The sequence below is a fragment of the Actinokineospora inagensis DSM 44258 genome (assembly GCF_000482865.1).
Classification (GTDB): Bacteria; Actinomycetota; Actinomycetes; order Mycobacteriales; family Pseudonocardiaceae; genus Actinokineospora; species Actinokineospora inagensis.
The window spans coordinates 22,562-47,184 of sequence record NZ_AXWW01000034.1 but is presented as its reverse complement, the minus strand read 5'-3'; the positions used below and the strand labels follow the sequence as shown (position 1 = coordinate 47,184).

The following is a 24,623-nucleotide window of genomic DNA, read 5'->3' as shown; positions in this document are numbered from 1 at the left end:
TCCCCCACCTCTTGACAACCGCCCACCCACCGACCCCAGGCAGCCCCCACCCTCCCGGGGGGCGTCCCCGGTCCCAGTTTACCGGCGTGACGGGGGTGGGGAAGTGGAAGCGAGTTGGCTGTGGATGGGGTGGGGGGATGTGGATAACTCGACCTGGGGGGAGGTGGTTGTGGGGGTGCGGTGGGGCGGAAGTGCACCCGGGTGAGTGGAGGCTTGGTCGGGGTGGGGAGAAACGGTTGGGGAGTGGGAGCAGGGCGGAGGGTCGGGCTGAAGAAGGACTGCGGAAAGCTGAGAGGCCGGTAGGGAGCCGGACGCGATCAGGGCGTGGGAGCGAGGCAGGGAAGGCAGCGGCACGCCAGACCGATGAACAGCCGCGACGTGGAGGCAGCACGGCGAGACTGGCTGGCGGGATGTGGCCGCGAGGTGGTGGCGGAGCGGAGGGGTTGGCGGGCGGAAAGTAGCTGCGACCCGAAAGCGCGACCGAGCGGGTGACAGGCGAGACGTGACCGCCGCACGAAAGCAGAGCAGAGGAGCCAGCAGGCGAGACGTGGCCACGACGCGGAAACAGGGCCGATGGAATGGCAGGCAGGACACAACCTCGACGCGAAGAGGAGCTGGCAGGCGAGACGTGGCCACGACCTAAATGCAGGGCCGAGGGAGTGGCAGACGGGATGTGGCCGCGACGTAAAAGCAGAGCGGAGGAGCTGGCATGCGGGATGTTAGTGCGAGGTGGTGGGGTGGAAGGGACTGCGCCAGGCGGAAACTGCAGAGGGTGGCCTGCGGCAGTGGTGAGCCGGCCCAGGGGTGGGGTGGAAGGCCGCGAGGCGGATGGGGGCGTGGGTGTCCTCGTGAGCGGGCGGTGGGGCTGCTGGGCAGGGACTGGCGGCGGGGTGGTTGGCATGGTCACGTGCCCGGGGTGTCGAGGGCGGATGGGGGCGGGAAGAGGAGGTCGATGACGCCGAGGTCGCGGAGGTGGGTGAGGGGGAGGGTGGCCAGGGCGTGGCGGATGGCGGCCTCGGAGGTGCCCGCGTCCAGCTCGGTGGTGAGGTGGGTGGCGAGGGTGGTGGGGGTGGGGTAGTCGAAGACGAGGGCGGCGGGGAGGTCGAGGCCGGTTGCCTCGGTGAGGCGGTTGCGGAGCTCGACAGCGGTGAGGGAGTCGAAGCCGAGGTCGGCGAAACCCGCGCGGGCCTGGACGGGGGTCGCGTGGCCGAGGACGGCGGCGGCGGTGCGGCGGACGAGGTCGAGCAGGGCGCGTTCGCGGTCGGCGGGAGCGATGGTGGTGAGGCCCGCGGCGAAGTCGGTGAGCGGGCCCGACGTGTTGGGGGCTGCGAAACCGGTGTGGGAGGACAGGGGGAAGCCGGGTGTCGGGGCGAGTGCCGCAGGGACGCTGGGAGGAGCGGGCGCGGCGGTTTCCAGGACGGAGTCGACTGCAGGCGACGAGGCGGGGTCGTGGGTGGCAGGACTCGTGGAGGCGGCGGAACCAGTCAGCGGCGCGGAAGCACCAGGGATCAGAAGACCCGAGAGACCGGTAGAAGCCGCAGGCTCGGGAACGTCGACAGTGCTCTCAGCCGAGAAGCCGGTTGAGGCGGATCCGGCAAGAGGTGGTGGAACGTCGTGGCTGGCGGAGCTCAGTGCCGAAGGGGCGGGACCAACGCGAGAACTGGGAGACGCGGGGGCGGTAGGGCTCTGCATTACAGGGATGGCGGTCCCGGGGGTGTGATCCGTGCGAGGGCTGGGAGGTGCGGTGGCGGCGACCTCGGAGGCGAGGTGGGTGAGGAAGGGGCTGGGACGGGTGATGGTGAATGGCGGGAGGAAGCGGGGCCAGTCGACGTTGGCGATGGTGGTGTGGGGGGTGGGGGTGGCCAGGGTGTCGGCGAGGGCGGCGAGGGCCTGGTTGGGGGGCATGGGGATTAGGCCGCGGGCGCGGAGGTAGGTGTCGGCGGGGCCGGAGGCCAGGCCGCCGTCGGACCAGGGGCCCCAGGAGATGGCGGTGCAGCGGCGGCCCTCGGCGTGGCGGCGGGTGGCCAGGGCATCGAGGTAGGCGTTGGCGGTGGCGTAGGTGGGCTGGTTGCCGCTGCCCCAAACACCCGCGATGGAGGAGAAGAGGACCAGGTGGGCGGTGGGGAGGAGGGCGTCGAGGTGGCGGGCGCCGTCGATTTTGGCGGGGGAGGCGAGGGAGGTCAGGGTGGCGATGGGTGTGGTGTCGGCGGTGCCCGCGGTGTGGAAGACGGTGGTGGGGCGGTGTTCGGCGACGACGGCGGCAAGGGCGTCATAGTCGGTGACGTCGCAGGCGATGATGTCGACGCGGGTAGGGAGGGCCTGGAGGTCGTCGGCACCGGGGGCGGCGGGGCCGCTGCGGCTGAGCAGGATGATGTGGGTGGCGCCGAGGCCGGTGAGCCAGCGGGCCAGGTGACCGCCCAGGGCGCCGGTGCCTCCGGTGATGAGGACGGGACCGTCCGGGGCCCAGCGGAAGCCGTCGGGTTTGGGGGCGCGGACCAGGCGGCGGGCGTAGACCTTGCCATCGCGGATGGCGAGCTGGTCCTCGCGGGAGGACAACGGCAGGGGCGGCAAACCAGCAGACCCGACGAGCGGCGACGCGAGCCGGGCAACCGGGCCGGCGTGGGCATCCGGCGGCACGGTCGGCAAGCCCGCAGACCCGACGAGCGGCGACACGGGCCGAGCAACCGGGCCGGCGTGCGAGTCCGGCGGCAGGGCTGGCACACCAACAGACACGCCGAGCGGCGACACGGACCGGGAAACCAGATCAGCGTGGGAATCCGGCGGCACAGGCGACACACCAACGGGCCCGACGAGTGGTGGGGTGAGCTGGGTAATCGGGTCTGGGTGGGGGTGTAGGTCGGGTGGGAAGTCGATCGCGCCGCCGGTGGGGCGGGTGAGGGCGGCGACTTGGGCGAGGGCGAAGGTGCGGGCCTGGTCGGGGTTGTGGGACTTGTCGCGGGTGGCGGTCCACACGGGAGCGAGGGGGGTGGATTGGAGGACTTCGAGGAGGGTTTCGGGGGGGCCGGGGAGGACGAGGATGCCGTCGGCGGGGGTGGTGGCGAGGGCGGCGGGGGTGACAGGGGTGACAGTGGCGGTGTGGGACAGGGCGGCGGTGATGTCGGGGGAGCCGGTGCCGATGACGAGCCAGTGGCCGGTGGCGGGGGGTGGGGTGGGGATCTCGGTCCACTCGACGTGGTAGCGCCAAGTGTCTGTTGTGGATGGTTCGGTGAGCCAGAAGGGGGTGCGGTCGAAGGGGTAGGTGGGGAGAGGGGTGCGGGGGCCGTCGCCGAGGAGGGTGGGCCAGGGGACGGGGGTGCCGCAGGTCCAGGCGGTGGCGATGGCGGTGAGGGTGGTGGTGATGTCGTCGCGGGTGCGGCGGAGAAGGGGGAGACCATCAGGGACCAAAGTGGACAGTACGGCGTCCGGGCCGAGTTCCAGGAAGGTGGCGTCGGCCAGTGGGGCGACGGCGGCGGAGAAGTTGACGGTGCCGCGGACCTGGTCAACCCAATATGAGGGGGTGTTGATATGGCCCGTAGACGTTGTGATGATGGGGATTTGGGGTTCGTGGTAGGTCAAACCGGCGGCGACGGAAGCGAACTCGGGGAGGATCGGGTCCATCAAGCGCGAGTGGAAAGCGTGGGACACCGACAGTTGTTTGACGCGATAACCGTTGGCGGAGAGGCGGAGTTGTTCGATTGCCGAGGCGTCGCCGGAGACGACGATGGAGCGGGGGCCGTTGACGGCGGCGAGGTCGACACCGTCGGGGAGGTCGATGTCGGCGGCCTCGACGGCGAGCATGGCGCCGCCAGGTGGAAGGGACTGCATCAACCGGGCCCGTGCGGCGACGAGGGTGCAGGCGTCGTCGAGGGAAAGGACTCCGGCGACGTGGGCGGCGGCCAGTTCGCCGATGGAGTGGCCGACGAGGACATCGGGGTGGATGCCCCAGGATTCGAGCAACCGGAAGAGGGCGACTTCGAGGGCGAAAAGGGCGACCTGGGCGTTGCCGGTTTGGTCGATCTCGTTGTCGGAGAAGGGAACCCGAGCGGTGATCTCGTCGAACGCGCGGGCGAAAACCGGGAAGACGCGGAGTCCGGCGCCCATTCCCGCTCGTTGGGAGCCCTGGCCGGTGAACAGGAACACGACGCGGCCCGGACCGGCGTATCCGGTGGCGATTGGCGGGGCCTGCGGGTCGAGCAGGACGGCGCGGTGGGGCAGGTCTGCGCGGGTGGCGGCGAGCGCGCGGGCGATTTCGACGCGGGGGGCGTCCAGTGACCGGAGGCGGGCGAGTTGGGTTTCCAGGGCGCGGGCGCTGGCCGCGGAAACCACGAGTGGGATCACGGGAGGCTCGGGGTCTGCGGGACGCGGCGAAGTGGTTTGGATAGGTGCTTCTTCGATGATGGTGTGCACATTCGTCCCGCTCACCCCGAACGACGACACACCGAACCGCCGAGGCCGATCCCCGCGAACCCACGGTCGCGACTCAGTCAACAACTCAACCGCGCCCGAATCCCACTCAACATGCGGCGACGGGACCTCAGCGTGCAGAGTTCGCGGCAAAGTCGAGTGCCGCAACGCCTGAACCATCTTGATGATCCCCGCAACACCGGCCGCAGCCTGCGCATGACCGATGTTGGACTTCAACGACCCCAACCACAACGGCTCGACCCGATCCTGCCCATACGTCGCCAACAACGCCTGAGCCTCAATCGGATCACCGAGAACCGTCCCGGTCCCGTGTGCCTCAACTGCGTCCACATCAGACGGTGACAGTCCGGCAGAGGCCAAAGCGGCCCGGATGACCCGCTGCTGCGAAGGCCCATTCGGCGCCGTCAAACCATTCGACGCACCATCTTGGTTGACCGCCGAACCCCGCACCACAGCCAAAACCTGATGCCCACGAGCAATGGCGTCCGACAACCGCTCGACCAGGAGAACGCCAACGCCCTCGGACCAGCCAGTCCCGTCAGCGTCGGCGGAGAATGACTTGCAGCGGCCGTCGCGGGCCAAGCCGCCTTGACGGGAGAACTCGGTGAACATGCCTGGTGTCGCCATGACCGCGACCCCGCCGACCAGGGCCATCGAGCATTCGCCGGAGCGCAGCGACTTGGCCGCCCAGTGCAGTGCGACCAGCGACGACGAGCACGCCGTGTCGACTGTGATCGCGGGTCCCTCCAACCCGAAAACGTACGCGAGCCTGCCGGACGCCACGCTGGTCGCGGTCCCGGTCATCTGGTGGCCCGCGATCTCCTCCGACCGCACCGAAGCCCCGTAGAGCGACGCCGCCGCCCCCACGAAGACCCCGGCATTCGTGCCACGCAACGACAACGGGTCGATGCCCGCGCGCTCGAACACCTCCCATGAGGCTTCCAGCAGCAGCCGTTGTTGTGGGTCCATACCCAGGGCCTCGCGCGGGGAGATCCCGAACAGCGCCGCGTCGAAGCGGCCCGCGCCGGTGACGAAGCCGCCACGGTCGGTGGTGCTGACGCGGGTGAGTTCATCGAGGTCCCAACCACGGCCGGTGGGGAACGGGCCGATGGCGTCGCCGCCGTCAGCGACCAAGCGCCACAGGTCTTCGGGCGATTCGACCCCGCCGGGGAACCGGCAGCTCATGGCGATGATCGCGATCGGTTCGTCGGCCGGTGCCCGGACCTGGGCGCGCTCGGCCACCGGTTCGGTCAGGTGGGCGGCGAGGGCGGCCGGGGTGGGGTGGTCGAAGACCAGGGTGGCCGGGAGCCTGCGGCCGGTGGCGGTGGTGAGCCGGTTGCGGAGTTCGACGGCGGTGAGCGAGTCGAACCCGAGTTCCGCGAACGACCTGTCCGGGTGTACAGCGTCCACAGTGGAATGACCGAGCACGGCGGCGACCTCGGCGCGGACCACCGCGATCATCGACCTGTTGGTCACCGCCCGCTTCGGCGCCTTCGTGATCCCCCGGAGCAACGCAGGCCCGTCCGCGGCGCGGTTGAGCGAGGCGGCCACGAGGTGCGGGCGGCCGGTCTGGATGGCGGCGTCGAACAGGGCGAGGCCGTCTGCGTCTGAGAGCGGTGCGCCCAGTCGGGCCGCTCGGACCCGAGCCGTGTCATCAAGGTGACCGCTGAGGTCGCTCGCCCGCTCCCACAGCCCCCATGCGACCGACAGAGCAGGCAATCCCCGGGCGACGCGCTGGTGGGCGATGGCGTCGAGGACGGCGTTGGCCGCGGCGTAATTGCCCTGGCCCGCGGTACCCAGGGTCGCCGCTACCGACGAGTAGAGCACGAACAGGTCAACGTCGCCGACGAGGTCGTTCAGGTGTCGGGCACCCTCGGCCTTGCCCGCGACCGAGCGCAGGCGGTCCGGGGTGAGGGAGTCGACCAGGGCGTCGTCGGTGGTACCCGCGGCGTGGATGACGGCCGTGAGGTCCGGGATGCCCGCGAGCAACTCGGCGACGGCGTCCCGGTCGGCGATGTCGCAGGCCACAACCGTGACGTGGGCGTCGAGGTCGACGGGGACCGCCGGGCCGCGCCTGCTGGCCAACACCAGTTTGCGAACGCCGTACTGCTCGACCAGGTGCCGGGCGAGCAGTTGACCGAGCGCGCCGGTGCCGCCGGTGACGAGGACTGTCCCTTGTGGATTCAACGCGCGCGGTACGGTGAGCACGTTCTTCCCGATGTGTCCGCCCTGCGCCACGAATCGGAACGCGCTCACCGCGTCCCGCACGTCCCAGGCGCGAATCGGCGGCAGCCGAAGGATTCCACGCGCGAACAGGTCGAGGACTTCGACCAGCATGTGCCGCAACCGATCCGGCCCGGCTTCCCACAGGTCGAACGCGCGATAGCCGGGAATGCCGGTCCGCAGGTCCGCCTTGCCCATTTCGATGAATCGGCCACCGTCGGCCAGCAATCCGGCGGACGCGTCGACGAACTCCCCCGCCAGCGCGTTCAACACCACGTCGACCTGCGGGAACTTGTCCGCGAACGCCAAGTCCCGAGAAGACGCCAGGTGGTCGTCGGACAATCCCGTGGCGGCCCATTTCGTCGGGCAGGCGGTGCCGAACACTTCCGCGCCGAGGTGTCGCGCGAGTTGGACCGCCGCGCCACCCACTCCCCCGGCCACCGCGTGGATCAGCACCCGTTCACCGGAACGGAGACCGGCGAGATCCACCAGGGCGTAATAGGCGGTGAGGAATGCCATCGGGACAGCCGCTGCGTCAGCGAACGACCAGTCGTCCGGGATGCGGGCGAGGAGCCGCCGGTCGACGACGGCGGTCGAGGCGAAGCCGCCGCCGAGCAGTCCGAACACCCGGTCACCCACCTGGAGGTCGGTGACACCAGCCCCGACCCCGGTCACCACGCCCGCGCCCTCCGACCCGAGTTCGGCGGCCTCCGGGTAGCTGCCGAGGCTGATCAGCACGTCGCGGAAGTTGATCCCGGTCGCGCGAACCGCGAGCCGGACCTCACCCGGCGCCAGGTCCGCAGGCGGGATCTCGACGGCGCGCACGTCGGCGAGGGAGGTGCCGCCCGGCACCAACCGCCACGGGCGCTCCGGCAGGGAGATCGCGGGTCGCCGCCGAACCAGCCGGGGAACATATGTCTGACCTGCGCGAATCGCCACCTGCGGCTCACCCGGGACGATCTTGACCGGCGTGCCGGGCGCGCGGTCGACCAAGACGAACCGGTCCGGGTGCTCGGACTGCGCGGTCCGGACCAGCCCCCAGATCGCCGCAGGCGCCGGGTCGGTGATCCGATCGCCCGGAACCGCGACCACGGCCCCCGAGGTGACGACCGCCAGTACGCCATCGGGCCGCGCGATCCAGTCCTGAACGGCACCAAGCGCCTCGACCACATCGGCCGGTTCGACCACAGCGTCCGGGGTGACCACAGCGCCCGGGGTAGCAGCGTCCTGCGGGGTCCAGTCGATCTCGAACAGGTCACCGGCGCGGGGTTCGGTGAGCTGCCGGAGGGTGAGGGCGCCGACGGTGAGCACCGGGTTGCCCGCCGGGTCCGCCGCGTGCAGCTCGACGGTGTCGGGTCCGGTCGGGGCGATGCGCACGGCGAGCCGGGAGGCGGCGGTCGCGTGCAGCGTGACCTCGGCGAAGACGAACGGCACCCGAGCGGTGCCCCCAGGCAGTGCGACGGCCACGGCCTGGACGGCGGCGTCGAGCAGGGCCGGGTGCACGGCGAACCCGCCGGGTTCGCCGATCTCCACCTCGGCCCGGATCTCGTGCCGGAGCCACCCTGGGTGGTCGATCAGCCGGACCGACTTGAGCCCCTGGAAGACAGGCCCGTAGTCAAGCCCGGCCTCGGCAAGCGACGGGTAGTGGTCAGTCAGGTCGAGCTCGTCTGCCTCAACCGGCTGGATGGTCGTAGGCGCCGCCGCGTCGGTGAGGGTCGCCGTGGCGTGATGGGTCCACGGGCCGTCGTCGCGACGGGAGTAGACGGTCACGGTAGGGCTGTCGACGACCACTTGGAGCTCGGTAGAGCCCTCAACGGTGAGCGGCGCGTGCAAGGTGAGTTCTTCGACCGCAGGGAACTCGGTGTGTGTGGCGGCGTGCAAAACGAGGTCCAGCACAGCGGTACCGGGGACGACGACCTTGCCGTGCACCTTGTGGTCAGCGAGCCAGCCCGAGGGCGTAAGAGTCCCGGTTAGCAGTACCTGCGCACCTGTGGCCGTGGTGACCACGGCAGAGAGGAGCGGGTGGTCAGCCGCGCGAGGCCCGCCAGCCTTGGTGGGGACTTCCTGCCAATAACGGTCCCCCTGGAAGGCGTAGGTGGGGACGTCGGTGTGCCTGCCGCCCCACGGAGCGATCACCGCTGGCCAGTTCGGATCGGCGCCCCGGGTGAAAGCGTGCGCGACGGCGGCCATGGTGGTCTCGATGTCGTCACGGTCGCGGCGCAGCAGCGGGACCGAGTCGGCCACGAGCGCGGACAGCACCCCGTCCGGCCCGAGTTCGAGGAACGCGCTGGTAACCGCCGCTGCGGCCGGGGCGAACCGGACGGTCTCGCGGACCTGCCGCACCCAGTACTCGGGTGTGTCCATCGCTCCGGACGCGGTCGCCTTGATCGGGATGCGCGGCGCGCGATAGGTGAGCCCCGCCGTGACCTCGGCGAACTCGGCCAGCATCGGGTCCATCAACCGCGAGTGGAACGCGTGCGAGACCACCAACTGCTTGACCCGCACCCCTTGGTCGACCAGCGATTGCCGCAACCGCTCAACGGCCGCGCTGTCGCCGGACACCACCACCGACCGTGGCCCGTTCACAGCGGCGAGATCAACACCGTCTGGCAGTTCCAGCTCGGCTGCCTCGACGGCCAACATCGCGCCACCGGGCGGCAACGCCTGCATCAACCGCGCCCGAGCCGCCACCAGCGCACACGCGTCGTCCAGCGACAAGATCCCGGCCACATGCGCGGCAGCGACCTCGCCAATGGAGTGTCCGATAAGGACAGATGGCGTGATCTCCCACGACTCCAACAAACGGAACAGTGCGACCTGCAGCGCGAACAGGGCGGGCTGGGCATTGCCGGTCTGGTCGATCTCCTCGTCGGAGAACGGAACCCGCGACCGGATGGAGTCGAAGGTCTCGGCGAACACGGGGAACACCCGCAGGCCGGCCCCCATTCCGGTCCGCTGCGACCCCTGACCGGTGAACAGGAACCCGAGCGGAGCCGGAGAACCCGTGATCGTCCGGCCGCCGAGCACCACGGCCCGGTGTGGCAGGTTCGCCCGGGAAACCAGCGTCCTGGCCACGTCGGCGGACGGCAGGTCGAGCCCGACCAGCCGCTCGACCTGGGCGTCAAGCGCTTGCGCCGAGTTCGCCGACACCGGCCACGGCGCGGCGCCGGTGATCAGCGGCCGGGAAACCGGCGCCACCGGCCCGGCCTCCCCGATGATCACGTGCGCGTTGGTGCCGCTGATCCCGAACGCCGACACACCAGCCCGGCGCGGCCGATCCGCGACCGGCCACGGACGCGCGGCGGACAGGATCTCGACGGGGCCCGCCGACCAGTCGACGTGGCTGGTGGCGGTCGCGGCGTGCAGGGACGCGGGCAGCGTCTGGTGGCGCAGCGCCAGCACGGTCTTGATCACCCCGGCCGCACCCGCCGCCGCCTGCGTGTGGCCGATGTTGGACTTCACCGACCCGAGCAGCAGCGGCGTCGACCGATCGCGCCCGTAGGTGGCGAGCAGGGCCTCCGCCTCGATCGGATCGCCCAGCACGGTCCCGGTCCCGTGCGCCTCCACAGCGTCCACATCAGACGGTCGCAGTCCTGCCGAGGCCAACGCCGCTCGGATCACCCGTTGTTGAGCCGGACCATTGGGCGCGGTCAGACCGTTCGAGGCCCCGTCGGAGTTGACCGCCGAACCTTCGATCAACGCCAGCACGGGATAACCGTTGCGTTGGGCGTCCGAGAGGCGCGAGACCAGCAGCACGCCGATGCCCTCGCCCCAAGCCGTCCCGTCGGCGTCATCGGAGAACGGCTTGCACCGACCGTCCGCCGCCAACCCGCGTTGCCTGCTGAACTCGATGAACGCGCCCGGAGTCGCCATGACCGTCACTCCGGCCGCGACCGCCAGCGAGCACTCCCCTTGCCGCAAAGCCTGTGCCGCCAAGTGCAGCGCGACCAGAGCGGACGAGCACGCCGTGTCCACCGTCAGCGCCGGACCCTCCAATCCGAACGCGTACGCGACCCGACCGGACATGACGCTCGCCGCCCCACCGGTCGCCACGTGTCCCGCCGGGACGTCGACGGCCAGCGTCAGCCGCGTGTAGTCCTGACCGTTGGTGCCCGCGAACACCCCGGTCCGACTCCCGCGCAGCGACCGTGGATCGATGCCTGCCCGCTCGAACACCTCCCAGGTCGTCTCCAGCAGCAGTCGCTGCTGCGGGTCCATCGCGACGGCCTCGCGCGGGGAGATCCCGAACAGGTCGGCGTCGAACCGCGCCGGGTCACGCAGGAACGCGCCACGGTCCACATAGGACGTACCGGGGTGGTCCGGGTCGGGGTTGACCAGCGTGGCCAGGTCCCAGCCCCGGTCGGTCGGGAACGGGCCGGTCACCTCACGGCCGTTGACCAGCACCTCCCACAGGTCTTCCGGGGTGTCGACCCCGCCCGGGAACCGGCAGGCCATGCCGACGATCGCGATCGGGTCGGCCACTGGCGGCACGGCGATCTCGTCGTCGACCGTCGCACCGCCAACCAGGAACTCGGCCAGAGCGGACGCGGTCGGGTAGTCGAAGACGATGCCCGCGGGCAGCGGGACGCCGGTCGCGGTGGCGAGCCGGTCGCGGAGCTCGACCGAGGTCAGCGAGTCGAACCCGAGGTCGGCGAACGCGCGGTCGGCCGGGACGGCGTCGACCGACTCGTGTCCGAGGGCGGCGGCGGCCTCGGTCCGCACCAGTCCGAGCACGTCCCCGCCGACCGCCCGGCGCGGCTCGACCGCCGGGGTGAACCCGGTGAGCAGCGGGCTGGGTCGACCGGCGGTGAAGGTCGCGGTGAACCGGGGCCAGTCGACATCGGCGATGGTGACGGCGGTGATCGGGCGGTCCAGCGCCTGGGCCAACGCGGCGATCGCGTGCGCGGGTGGCATGGGCCGCAGGCCGCGACGACGGAGGTAGTCCTCGGCGCCGTCGGTGGTCAGCATGCCCTCGCCCGCCCACGGCCCCCACGCGATCGAAGTGACCGGAAGTCCTTGTGTGCGGCGGAGTTCGGCGAGACCGTCGAGGGCCGCGTTCGCGGCGGAATACCCGGCCTGGCCGCCCGCGCCCCAGGTCCCGGCGATCGAGGAGAACAGCACCAAGTGGACGTTGGGGGCGAGTTCGTGCAGGTTGACCGCGCCGGTGACCTTGGCGTGCGCGAGGTCGGCGAGGTGTTCGGGGGTGACCTCGGTCAGCGGTGCCGCGTCAACGACACCTGCGGTGTGGATGATCGCGTCTACCGGGTGTTCGGCGAGCAAAGCGGCCAGCGCGTCCCGATCGGTGACGTCGCAAGCGATCCCGAGGCACCCGTCAACAGCCGTCCCGCGCCTGCTCGCCAGGATGACCTTGCGGACGCCGCGCTCGGTCAGCCAGCGCGCGACGTGACCACCGAGGGCGCCGCTTCCGCCGGTGACCAGCACCGATTCCGGCCGCCACGGCGTGGTCTCGCCGAGGGCCACCCGCTTTAGTCTACGTGCGTAGATGCCATCAGCTCGGATCGCCAGTTGGTCCTCGCCGCCACCCAGAGCCGCGCGGAGACGGGTGGCACCCTGGTCGTCGAGTTCGGCGGGCAGGTCGATCAGCCCCCGCCACTGCGGTAACTCAAGCGCGGCAACCCGACCCAGGCCCCAAGCTCCAGCACCCTCGACCTTGTTCAGCGCATCCCTTGTGACACCCCAGACAGGCAGATCGATGCCCGCTGCGGGGAGCAGATCGGCGGCGGATTCGGCCAGGCAGAGCACCCCGGCCGCGTCGCGGTCGAGCTCGTCGCCGGGACGGATGCCGATCGTGCGGATGGCGGCGGCGAGATCGGCCGGAACGGTGCCATCGGTGGTCAAGACCAGCCAGGTTCCAGCGGACTCGGCGGCGGCATCGGGGACGCGGTCCCACTCGACGGCATAGCGCCAGGTGTCGACGGCCGGGACGCGACCGGAGCCGAGCCAGTATCGCTTGCGCTGGAACGGGTAGACCGGGAGGTCGATCCGCCTGCCACCCCGGATCAACGCGGCCCAGTCGACCTTGGTGCCGTTGACGTGCAGGGTCGCCAAGGCCCGGACGAGGGTTTCCGCTTCAGGTTGACCGGCCCGCAGAGCCGACACGGCGAGATCGTCGCGGGCCAGCGCGGACAACACGCGGTCCGGTCCCAGCTCCAGGAACTTGGTGGCGCCCTGGGCGCGAGCCACGGCGAGGCTGTCAGCGAAGCGAACCGTGTCCCGGACCTGCCCGACCCAGTACTCCGGCGTGTCGATTCGGCCTGAAGCCGTGGGCAGGATCGGAATCTTGGGTGCGTGGTAGGTCAGGGTTGCCGCGACCTCAGCGAACTCGGCCAGCATCGGTTCCATGAGACGCGAGTGGAACGCGTGTGACACGGTGAGCTGCTTGGTTCGGCAGGCGGATTCGTCCTTGAACCGGGCGATCGCCGCGCTGTCCCCGGAGACGACCAGCGCGTTTTCCCCGTTGACGGCGGCGATGTCGACGTAGTCCGGGATGTCGTCCTCTGTGGTCTCGACGGCGAGCATGGCGCCGCCCGCCGGGAGGGCTTGCATCAACCGAGCCCGTGCGGCGACCAAGGTGCAGGCGTCGTCGAGGTCGAGCACCCCGGCGACGTGAGCGGCCGCCAGCTCCCCAATGGAATGTCCGATGAGGACGTCCGGCCGCACCCCCCACGCTTCGAGCTGGCGGAACAGGGCGACTTCCAGCGCGAACAGGGCGAGCTGGGCGTTGCCGGTCTGGTCGATGTCGTCGTCGGACCAGCCCAGGCGATCGCGCAGGGTGTCGAAAGCCGCGGTGAACTCGGGGAAGTCACGTAACTGCGCGCCCATGTCCGACCGCTGAGACCCTTGACCGGTGAACAACATGGCCAACCGACCGGGCACAGCGGTTCCGGTGATCAGACTCGAAGCAGCCGAACCAGTGGAAAGTGCTTCCAGCGCGGTCCGGTCGAAGGCGACCGCGCGGAAGTCTTGGGTGGCGCGGGTCACGGCCAGCGAGTGCGCGAGGTCGACCTGTTCGGCGGAAACTGTGAGCAGGTCACCCGCTCGGGCCTGGAGTGCCGGGGCGCTGCGAGCCGAGATGAGCATCGGCAACACCGCAGCCCCGGGCCGGGCGGGCTCCACAACAGCGGTCGGGGCCTGTTCCAGGATCGTATGGGCGTTGGTGCCGCTGATCCCGAATGACGACACGGCGCCGCGACGAGGGCGGTCGACCTCCGGCCAGGGCCGGGTCGCGGTGGCCAGCTCGACCCGGCCCTGCCACCAGTCCACATGCGACGAAGGCACCTCCACGTGCAGGGTCTTCGGGATGGCGCCATACCGGAGGGCCTGCACCATCTTGATCAACCCGGCGAGACCGGAAGCCGCCTGTGTGTGGCCGATGTTGGACTTGAGCGAGCCCAACCAGAGCGGGGTCTCCCGGTCCTGTCCGTAGGTCGCCAGCAGCGCCTGCGCCTCGATCGGATCGCCGAGCCGGGTTCCTGTTCCGTGCCCCTCAACAACATCCACATCGGACGTTCCCAGACCTGCCTCGGCCAACGCATCCCGAATGACCCGCTGCTGAGACGGCCCATTGGGCGCGGTCAAACCGTTCGACGCGCCATCGGAGTTCACCGCCGAACCCTTGACCACCGCGAGAACGTCGTGCCCACGAGCCAAGGCATCCGAGAGCCGCTCGACCACGACAACCGCGACACCCTCGGACCACCCGGTGCCATCCGCCGCGTCAGCGAAAGCCTTGCAGCGCCCGTCTGACGCAAGGCCACCTTGACGGGCGAACTCCGCGAACCCGGCCGGACTGGGCATGACGGTGACCCCGCCGACGATCGCCAGCTCGCACTCCCCATGACGCAGCGCCCGAGCGGCCAAGTGCAGGGCGACGAGACCGCTGGAGCACGCCGTGTCGACGGTCAGCGCCGGACCTTCCAGACCGAGGTGGTAGGCGACCCGACCGGAGATGACACTGGTGGCCGTCCCGGTGATCAGGTGCCCGGCACCCTCCTCAGTGGAGTCGAATCCGTAGCCGGAGTTGGAAGCGCCGATGAACACGCCGCCCCGGGTGCCGCGCAGGCTGCTCGGGTCGATGCCCGCGCGTTCCACGGCTTCCCAGCCCGCTTCGAGCAGGACCCGCTGTTGGGGGTCCATGGCCGTCGCCTCGCGCGGGGAGATGCCGAACAGGTCGGCGTCGAATCCGGTGGCGTCGTGGACGAAACCGCCGAGGAGCGGGTAGTCCACACCGGACAGATCCCAACCTCGGTCGGTGGGGAAGCCGCCGATGCCGTCGCGGCCGTCTACCACCAGGTCCCAGAGTTCGTCAGGACTGGTGACACCGCCGGGGAGCCTGCACGCCATACCGACGATGACGATCGGGTCGTCGTCCACCGGCTTGCGGTCCACGGCGGTTACCGGGGTCCGCCGGGTCAGCAGGTGGTCGGCGAGGGCGTTGGCGGTCGGGTAGTCGTAGACGAGGGTGGCCGACAGGGGCGTCCCGAGCGCCGCGCTGAGCCGGTTGCGCAGGTCGACGGCGGTGAGCGAGTCGAAGCCGAGATCGGTGAAGGTGGCGTCCGGGTCGATCGTGTCCCGGTAGCCGAGTACGTCGCGGACAGCGGTGATCACCAGGTCGAGCGCCGGAACATCGGTCTCCGGGGTGAACGCGGTGAGCAGCGGGCTGCGGCGGGCGGCGGTGAAGACCTCGACGAACCGGGGCCAGTCGACGTCGGCGACTGTCACCGTGGGGTGTGGGTTGGTCACCGCAGCGTCGAACGCTTTCAGGGCCTGGTCCGGGTTGAGTGGCCGCAGACCCCGTCGGCGCAGGTGATCGGCGACCGCACCGGCCGCCATGCCCGCGTCCGCCCAGGGACCCCAGGCGATCGACGTGGTGGGCAGCCCGCGCTCGTGGCGGTGTTCGGCGAGGGCGTCGAGTTCGGCGTTGGCGGCGGCGTAGGCGGCCTGGTTCGCGCCACCCCACACGGCGGCGATCGAGGAGAAGAAGATCAGGTGCGCCTGGGGGGCGAGTTCGTGCAGGAGTTGGGCGGTGTCCGCCTTCGGCCGCAGGACCTCGGCGAAGACGTCCGGCGTGAGGTCGGTCAACGGCGTCTCGTCGGTCCGACCCGCCGCGTGCACGACGGCGGTCACCGGGTGCGCGGCCAACAGCGCTTCGAGCTGACCCCGGTCGGACACGTCGCAGGCCACGACCTCGGCGATGTCGGTCAGCTCCGGCGCGGCGGCCCGGCCACTCCGGCTGGCGAGCACCAGCCGAACGCCTTTGGCGGCGAGATGGCGAGCGACGTGGCCGCCCAGCGCGCCGGTACCACCGGTGATGAGAACCGTGCCCTCCGGCCGCCACTCAGTGGGCTTCTGGTGGACCTCGGTAAGCCGCCGCGCCTCCACACCGGTCGAGGTGACGCGGACCTGGTCCTCGCGGCCGCCGAGCGCGGTGACCACCTGGCGAGCGGTGGACTCGTCCAGCTCCCCCGCCAGTTCGACCACACCTCCCCAACGCGGACCCAGTTCCAGAGCGGCGACCCGACCCAGCGCGGCCACCTGGGCGGCCCGCGTGATCACCCAGACCGGCACCGTGGTCTCGCGGAGCACGGCGGGCAGGTCAGCCGCTGTCGCCTCGACCAGGGCGGCAGTGGCAGCGTCGCGGTCGGTCGTGATCGTCAGCCCCGCGTCGGCGAGGACCGGAGCCAGACGAGCGGGCACCAACCACGTGTTCGGGACAACCGACGGAGTGATCGGAGTCCACGTGACACGGTAAGCCGGGAGGGCTGGGGCAGCAACGTCCAGCCAGAAGTGCTTGTGCTGGAAGGGATATGCGGGAAGTGTGACGCGGCGGGTAGGGGTGGTCAGCGCGCGGATGTCGAGGGACGCACCGCGGGTATGGGCGGCGGTGACGGCGGTCAGCAGGGTCGTGACGTCATCGTGGGTGGGGAAGGTGTGCGGGGCGAACGGGGTCAGCGCGGGGGCCGGGCCGAGTTCGAGGTGGGTGTGGGCGGCGGCCTCGGTGACGGCGGCGGCGAAGCGCACGGTGGAGCGGACCTGGTCGACCCAGTACTCGGGGGTCGCCGGGTCGCCGGTCGACGTGGGCACGAGGCGGATCACCGGCTGGTGGTACGTGAGCGCGCCCGCGACCTCGGCGAACTCGGTCAGCATCGGGTCCATCAGTCGCGAGTGGAACGCGTGGGACACCGTCAGCGACTTGGCGCGGCGGTCGGGGAAGAGAGCGCGAACGGCGGCAACAGCGGCGCTGTCACCGGAGATGGTGAGAGCGCGGGGACCGTTGATGGCGGCGATGTCGACCGTGTCCGGGATCTCGGACTCGTCGGCCTCGATGGCGAGCATCGCGCCACCCGGAGGCAGGGCCTGCATGAGCCGAGCGCGCGCGGCCACGAGGGTGCAGGCGTCGTCCAGGGACAGGATGCCCGCGACGTGCGCGGCGGCGAGTTCGCCAACGGAGTGTCCGATGAGGACATCCGGACGCACGTCCCAAGACTCCACCAGCCGGAACAGAGCGACCTCGAAGGCGAACAGGGCGAGTTGGGCGTTCCCGGTCTGGTCGATCTCGTCATCGGACCAGGCCAGGCGGGCGCGGAGGTCGTCGTGGACGGCGGCGAACGCGGGAAACCCGCGCAGCCCGGCGCCCATTCCAGCCCGTTGCGAGCCCTGTCCGGTGAACAGGAACGCGAGCTCGCCGCCCACGGTCTCGGGAACGGCCTCGGTCAGGCCCGCGAGCACCTCGGCGCGAGTGGACGCCACGAACCCCAAGCGGTGCGGGTGGCGGGCTCGGACGGCCAGCTCGTTGGCCAGTTCCGCCGGCGCCAGATCGAGGGTCTTGAGCTGGTCACGCCGTTCGGCAAGCGCTTGCGGCGAGTGGGCGGAGAGGACGATCGGCACCGGCCGGTCGGCCACGGCGGCGATTTCGGCGGACGCCGGTGCTTCCTCGATGATGGTGTGCACATTGGTCCCGCTCACCCCGAACGACGACACACCGAATCGTCGAGGCCGATCCCCACGAATCCACGGCCGCGACTCCGTCAACAACTCGACCGCGCCGGATTCCCATTCCACATGCGGTGAGGGCGTACCGGCGTGCAGTGTTCGCGGCAAGGTCGAGTGGCGCAACGCCTGAACCATCTTGATGATCCCCGCAACACCGGCCGCAGCCTGGGCATGACCGATGTTGGACTTCAACGACCCCAGCCACAACGGCTCGCCCCTGCCCTGCCCATAGGTCGCCACAAGCGCCTGGGCTTCGATCGGGTCACCGAGAACCGTTCCGGTCCCATGCGCCTCAACCGCGTCCACATCGCCAGCCGAAAGCCCCGCCGAGTCCAGAGCGGCCCGAATCACCCGCTGCTGCGAAGGCCCATTCGGCGCCGTCAACCCATTCGACGCACCATCCTGGTTGACCGCCGAACCCCGCACCACAGCCAAAACCTGATGCCCACGAGCAATGGCGTCCGACAACCGCTCGACCAGGAGAACGCCAACGCCCTCGGACCAGCCAGTCCCGTCCGCCTCGGCGGAGAACGACTTGCACCGGCCGTCGACCGACAAACCGCGCTGCCGGGAGAACTCGGTGAAGATCCCCGGACCGACCATGACCGTGACGCCGCCCACCACCGCCATCGAGCATTCGCCGTTGCGCAGGGCCTGGGTGGCCAGGTGCAGGGCGACCAGGCTGCTGGAACACGCGGTGTCGACCGTGATCGCCGGACCTTCCAGCCCGAACGTGTAAGCCAACCGACCCGAGGCGACGCTGGTGGAACTGCCGGTCAGGAAATGCCCTTCCACACCCTCCGGAAGTCGGGCCCCCACACCGTATCCGGAATGCGCGACCCCGACGAAGACTCCGGTTTGCGAACCGCGGAGAGCAGCCGGGTCGATGCCCGCGTCTTCGAAAACCTCCCAGGTGGCCTCCAGCAGCAACCGCTGTTGCGGGTCCATGATGGTGGCTTCACGCGGGGAGATCCCGAACAGCCGGGCGTCGAACCCGGCGACATCGTCGAGAAACCCACCTGCCTTGGCGTAAGTGGTGCCGACGACATCGGGGTCCGGGTTGTAGAGCGCCTTGAGGTCCCAACCGCGATCGGTGGGGAAAGGCCCGATTCCTTCGCGGCCTTCGGAAACCAGGTCCCACAGGTCTTCCGGCGACAAGACCCCACCGGGGAATCGGCAACTCATGCCGACGATGGCGATCGGCTCCGGCCCGGCGACCCGCGTCTCAACCCGTTTCCGTTCGACTGGCCGCCCGAACAGGGTGATCAGGTGCTCGACGAGCGCGGTGGGGGTCGGGTAGTCGAAAATCGCGGTGGCGGGCAGTCGAAGGCCGGTCGCGGTGTTGAGCCGGTTGCGGAATTCGACGGCGGTCAGCGAGTCGAAGCCCATTTCCTTGAACGGGCGCGCGATATCGGTCGAGGTGTGGCCGAGGACGGTGGTGATCTCGGCGCGGACGATGCCGAGCAACGCGCGAGTCAGATCGGCCGGCCCCAGCGTGCGCAGGTGCTCTGCTGAGCCCGTCTTCGCCGCCCGCCGGGACTGGATGAGGCCGCGTAGCAACGCAGGCGTCGGGTTGAGCTTGCGCGCGGTCGCCGCGTCGTACCGGACTGGAATGAGGTGGGCCTGTCCAGCGCGCAAAGCCGCGTCGAAGAGGGCCAGCCCCTCGGCTTCGGTCAAGGCGGGACCGACCCGGGTCGCGCGGGCGAGGTCGACGGTGTCCAGGGACCCGGAGATCGCGCTGGCCGTCGCCCACAACCCCCACGACAGCGAGGTGGCCGCCAGTCCACGCGCCCGCCTGCGGGTCGCGACCGCGTCGAGCACCGCGTTGGCTGCGGCGTAGTTGGCCTGGCCGGGTGACCCGAAGACCGAGGACGCCGACGAGTACAGGACGAACAGGGGGATGTCGCCGACCAACTCGTCCAACAGCAGCGCGCCACCGGCCTTCGGCGCCAAGACCGAGGTCATCCGTTCCGACGTCAGCGCGTCCAGCACGCCGTCGTCCGCGACACCGGCCGCGTGGACCACACCGGTCAAGTCCGGGATACTCGCGATCAGCGCAGCCACACTGTCCGAATCGGACATGTCGCAGGCGACGACCCTCGCCCCGCGCAGGTCGACCGCGCCACCGCGCCGGTTGGTGAGGACAACCTCGCGGATCCCGTACTCGGCGATCAGGTGCCGGGCGATGACCTGCCCCAGCACGCCGGTGCCGCCGGTGACCAGGACCGTCCCTTGTGGATCAACCGGTGCAGGCACGGTCAGCACGTTCTTGCCGATGTGCTTGCCCTGACCGACGAAACGGAACACCGACCGGGCCTCCCGCACGTCCCACGCCCGCCACGGAAGCAGCGTGAACACGCCCCGGTCGAACAGGTCCAGCACCTCGACCAGCACCTGCTGCAACCGGTCGGGACCCGCCTCGCCCAGGTCGAACGCACGGTAGCCGGGAATGCCGGTCCGCAGGTCCGCCTTGCCCATCTCGATGAACCGGCCGCCCTCGGTCAACAGACCGGCGGAAGCGTCGACGAACTCGCCCGCCAAGGCGTTCAGCACGACGTCGACCCGCGGGAACTCGTCCGCGAACGCCAGGTCCCGGGAGGACGCCAAGTGGTCGTCGGCCAGCCCGGTCGCCGACCACTTGGCAGGACTGGCGGTGCCGTACACGTCGGCGCCGAGGTGGCGGGCGACCTGGACGGCGGCCATGCCGACCCCACCGGCGGCGGCGTGGACCAGCACCCGCTCACCGGCGCGCAGATCAGCCAGGTCGACCAGCCCGTAGTACGCGGTCAGGAAGGCCATCGGCACGGTCGCGGCCTCCGCGAACGACCAGCGCGCGGGCAGCTTCGCCACCAGCCGCCGGTCGACCACCACCGACGGGCTGAACCCACCCGCGAACAGCCCGAACACCCGGTCGCCCGGCACGAGGTCGACACCCGGCCCGACCTCGGTGACCACGCCCGCGCCCTCGGAGCCGAGCAGCGCGACCTCGGGGTACTCCCCCAGCGCGATGAGCACGTCGCGGAAGTTGACCCCGGTCGCGCGGACCGACACCCGCACCTGCCCCGACCCGATCTCGGCGACGGGCACGGGGGCGAGGTGGAGGTCGTCGAGCGAATCGCCGCCCGGTTCCAGCCGCCACTGGCCATCGGGCACGACGAGGTTGCCCGTCGCTCGGGCCAGTCGGGGCGCGAACACCGCACCGCCGCGCAGCGCGAGCCAGGGTTCGTCGAGGCCGACCACACCGGCGATGACCTGCTCGGACGGCTCGCGGTCGACATCCAGCAGGATGAACCGGCCAGGGTGTTCGGACTGCGCGGACCGGACGAGACCACCGACCGCCGCACCCGCGACATCGACCACCTCATCCCCCGGCACGGCAGCCACCGCACGCCGGGTGACCACCACCAACGTCGACCGCTCATCCGCCAGCCACGCCTGGACCCGCGCCAGCGCCTCGACCACCACCGAGTCGACATCGCCGGATGGGACCTGCCACACGACCGCCCCAGTCGGACCGTCGGAAAGAGACAGTTCGACCCAGTCGAGCGCGAACAGGTCTTCGTCTCGTTGGCCTGCGGTGGGTTTGCGCAGGCTCAACCGGTCGGCGGTGATCACCGGGGCGCCGGTGGGATCGGTGGCGGCGAGCGCGTAGGTGTCGTTGCCCAGGGGCGTGACCGCGACTCGGAGCCGGGTGGCGCCGGTGGCGTGCAAGGTCACCCCGGACCAGGCGAACGGCATACCGGCGCTGACCAGACCGGTCGGGTGCAGGGCAGCGTCGAGCAGGGCCGGGTGCAGGCCGAACCTGGCGGCCTCGCGGTGCGCGGACTCGGGCAGCTCGATCTCGCCGACGAGGGTGTCACCCTGCCACGCGGCTCGAAGTCCTTGGAACAGCGGCCCGTACTGGAAGCCGCCATCAGCCGCAGTGGCGTAGAAGCCATCCAGGTCAACGGATTCACCGGAGGGCGGCCACGACAACGTGGCCGGTTCGGCGGCCGTGTGGACAACTCGCCCCTCGGCGTGCCGGACCCAGGTCGATCCATCCACACTGGACTGGATCGCCACCGAGCCGTCCGCGGTGACGCTGACCTGGATTCGCACGGCACCGGCCAACGGCAGCGGCGCCGCGATGGTCAGCTCGTCGAGCACCGGTAGTCCGACCTGCTCGCCAGCGTGCAGGGCCAGTTCGACGAACGCCGTCCCCGGCACCAAGACTTCCCCGAGAACCCGGTGTTCGGTGATCCACTCGTGCGTGGTGGGCGAGAGTCGACCGGTGAGGACCACCCCGCCGTCCGCCAGGTAGACGGCGGCGCCGAGCAGCGGGTGGTTCGCGGAGCCGAGACCGGCGGCGGTGAGGTCCGCGCGGGCGGAGGGACGCGGCCAGTACCGGCGGCGTTCGAACGGGTAAGTCGGCAGGTCAACGCGTCGGCCGCCGGGCAGCAGGGTCGCCCAGTCGACTCGGGCGCCGAGGGTGTGCACCCGGGCCAACGCGCGCAGGAAGGTCTCGTCGTCGTCTCGGCCGGACCTCAGCAGCGGCACCGCGTCGTCACCGACGAGGGCGCTCAGCACGCCATCGGGGCCGAGTTCCAGGAAGCGGCCGGCTCCCCGGTCGCGGGCCTCGGCGGCGGCCGCGCCGAAGCGGACCGTCTCGCGAACCTGCCGGACCCAGTAGTCGGGGGTCGCCGGATCGCCGGACGCGGTGGTCAGCATGGTCACGCGAGGTCGGCGGTAGGTCAGGGTCCGGGCGACGGCGGCGAACTCGTCGAGCACCGGTTCCATCAGTCGCGAGTGGAACGCATGCGACACAACGAGTTGCTTGACCCGGCGTCCCAGTTCGACCATCCGAAGCCGGAACCGTTCGACCTGACCGCTGTCTCCGGAGACGACCAGCGCGCGGTCCCCGTTGACCGCCGCCAGGTCGATCCCGTCCGGGATCTCGTGCTCGTCGGCCTCGACCGCCAGCATCGATCCGCCGACCGGCAGGGCCTGCATCAACCGCGCGCGGGCGGCGACCAGGGTGCAGGCGTCGTCCAGCGAGAGGATTCCGGCGACGTGGGCGGCGGCGAGCTCGCCGATGGAGTGGCCGACCAGCAGGTCCGGCCGCACCCCGGTCGACTCCAGCAGCCGGAACAGCGCGACCTGCAGGGCGAACAGCGCGACCTGGGCGTTCCCGGTCTGGTCGATCTCGGCGTCGGTGAACGGCACCCGTGCGGTGACCTCGTCGAACGCGGTCGCGAACACCTCGAACGACCGCAGCCCGGCGCCCATCCCGGCCCGCTGCGAGCCCTGCCCGGTGAACAGGAACCCGAGCTTCCCCGCTGTCCCGACCCCCAGCTCAACGCCGGTCGGCGTGCCTGCCGCGATCCCGGCGAGCGCGGCATCCGCCTCGGCCGCGTCCCGGGTGATCACCACGGCCCGGTTGGCGAGCGTCGCCCGGGTCGTGGCCAGCGAATACGCCGTGTCCAACAGTCCGTGCGCGGATATCCGCAGCGCCGCCGCCTGCGCCCGCAACGCCTCGTCGGTTCGCCCCGACAGCAGCAACGGCACCGGTCCGGCGGCCACCGCGACCGCAAGTAGTTCGACTTCTGGTGCCTGTTCAAGAATCATGTGCGCGTTGGTGCCGCTCACGCCGAATGAAGACACAGCCGCCCGTCGCGGTCTGTCCACAGTGGGCCACGGTCGGTTAGCAGTCAGCAGGGAGACGGACCCGGTGCCCCAGTTGACGTGCGGCGTGGGCTGGTCGGCGTGCAGGGTGGCGGGCAGGACGCCGTGCCGCAACGCCATGACCGCCTTGATGACGCCCGCGACCCCGGCCGCCGCCTGGGTGTGGCCGATGTTGGACTTCACCGAGCCCAGCCACAGCGGTTCGGCGCGGTCCCCGCCGTAGGTGGCCAGCAGAGCGTCGGCCTCGATGGGGTCGCCGAGCCTGGTCCCGGTCCCGTGCGCCTCCACCATGTCCACATCGGACGGTGACAGTCCGGCGGCGGCCAGCGCGGCCCGAATCACCCGCTGCTGCGCGGGTCCGTTCGGCGCGGTCAACCCATTCGAGGCGCCGTCCTGGTTTACCGCGCTCCCCCGCACCACCGCCAGCACCTGGTGACCGGCGGCCAGCGCGTCGGACAGCTTCTCGACGACGAGGACGCCGACGCCCTCACCCCAACCGGTGCCGTCCGCGCCCGCGCCGAACGCCTTGCACCGACCGTCCGGGGCCAACGCCCGCTGGCGGCTGAACTCGATGAACGCCGCCGGGGTCGACATGACGGTGACGCCGCCGACCAGCGCCATCCGGCACTCGCCCGCCTTCAGCGCGTGGATGGCCAGGTGCAGCGCGACGAGACTGCTGGAACACGCCGTGTCGACGGTGACCGCCGGACCCTCCAGGCCGAACGTGTACGCGATCCGTCCGGAAAGGACACTGGCCGCGCTGCCGGTCGCCAGATACCCCTCTGCCGCCTCGGGATCGGCGGCGATGACGCTCGCGTAGTCCTGGCCATTGGTGCCCGCGAACACGCCGATCCGGTCACCGCGCAGCGAAGTCGGGTCGATGCCCGCGCGTTCGAACGCCTCCCAGCAGGCCTGCAGCAACAGGCGCTGCTGCGGGTCCATGGCGGTGGCCTCGCGCGGGGAGATCTCGAACAGGCCCGCGTCGAACTCGGCGGCGCCGTCGAGGAAACCGCCGGTGCGGCCGTAGCTGGTGCCGACGGTGTCCGGATCGGGGTCGAACAGCGCGTCGAGGTCCCAGCCACGATCGGCCGGGAACGGACCAATCGCGTCCCGGCCAGCGATGACCAGCTCCCACAGGTCCTCCGGGCTGCCGACGCCGCCGGGGAACCGGCAGCTCATCGCCACGATCGCGACCGGCTCGGCGGCCCGCTCGTCGATCTCCCGCAGCCGTCGGCGCGCGGTGCGCAACTCGCCGGTGACGAACCGGAGGTTGTCGAGCAGCTTCTGCTCATCCGCCATGG

Annotated in this window: 1 pseudogene; it reads right to left on the bottom strand. The window is 70.8% G+C overall.

Going from position 1 to position 24,623, the window contains the following annotated elements:
* Positions 1 to 1,032: 1,032 nt before the first annotated feature.
* A pseudogene (locus H504_RS43095) lies at positions 1,033 to 24,621 on the bottom strand (SDR family NAD(P)-dependent oxidoreductase); the annotation flags it as partial.
* Positions 24,622 to 24,623: the final 2 nt, after the last annotated feature.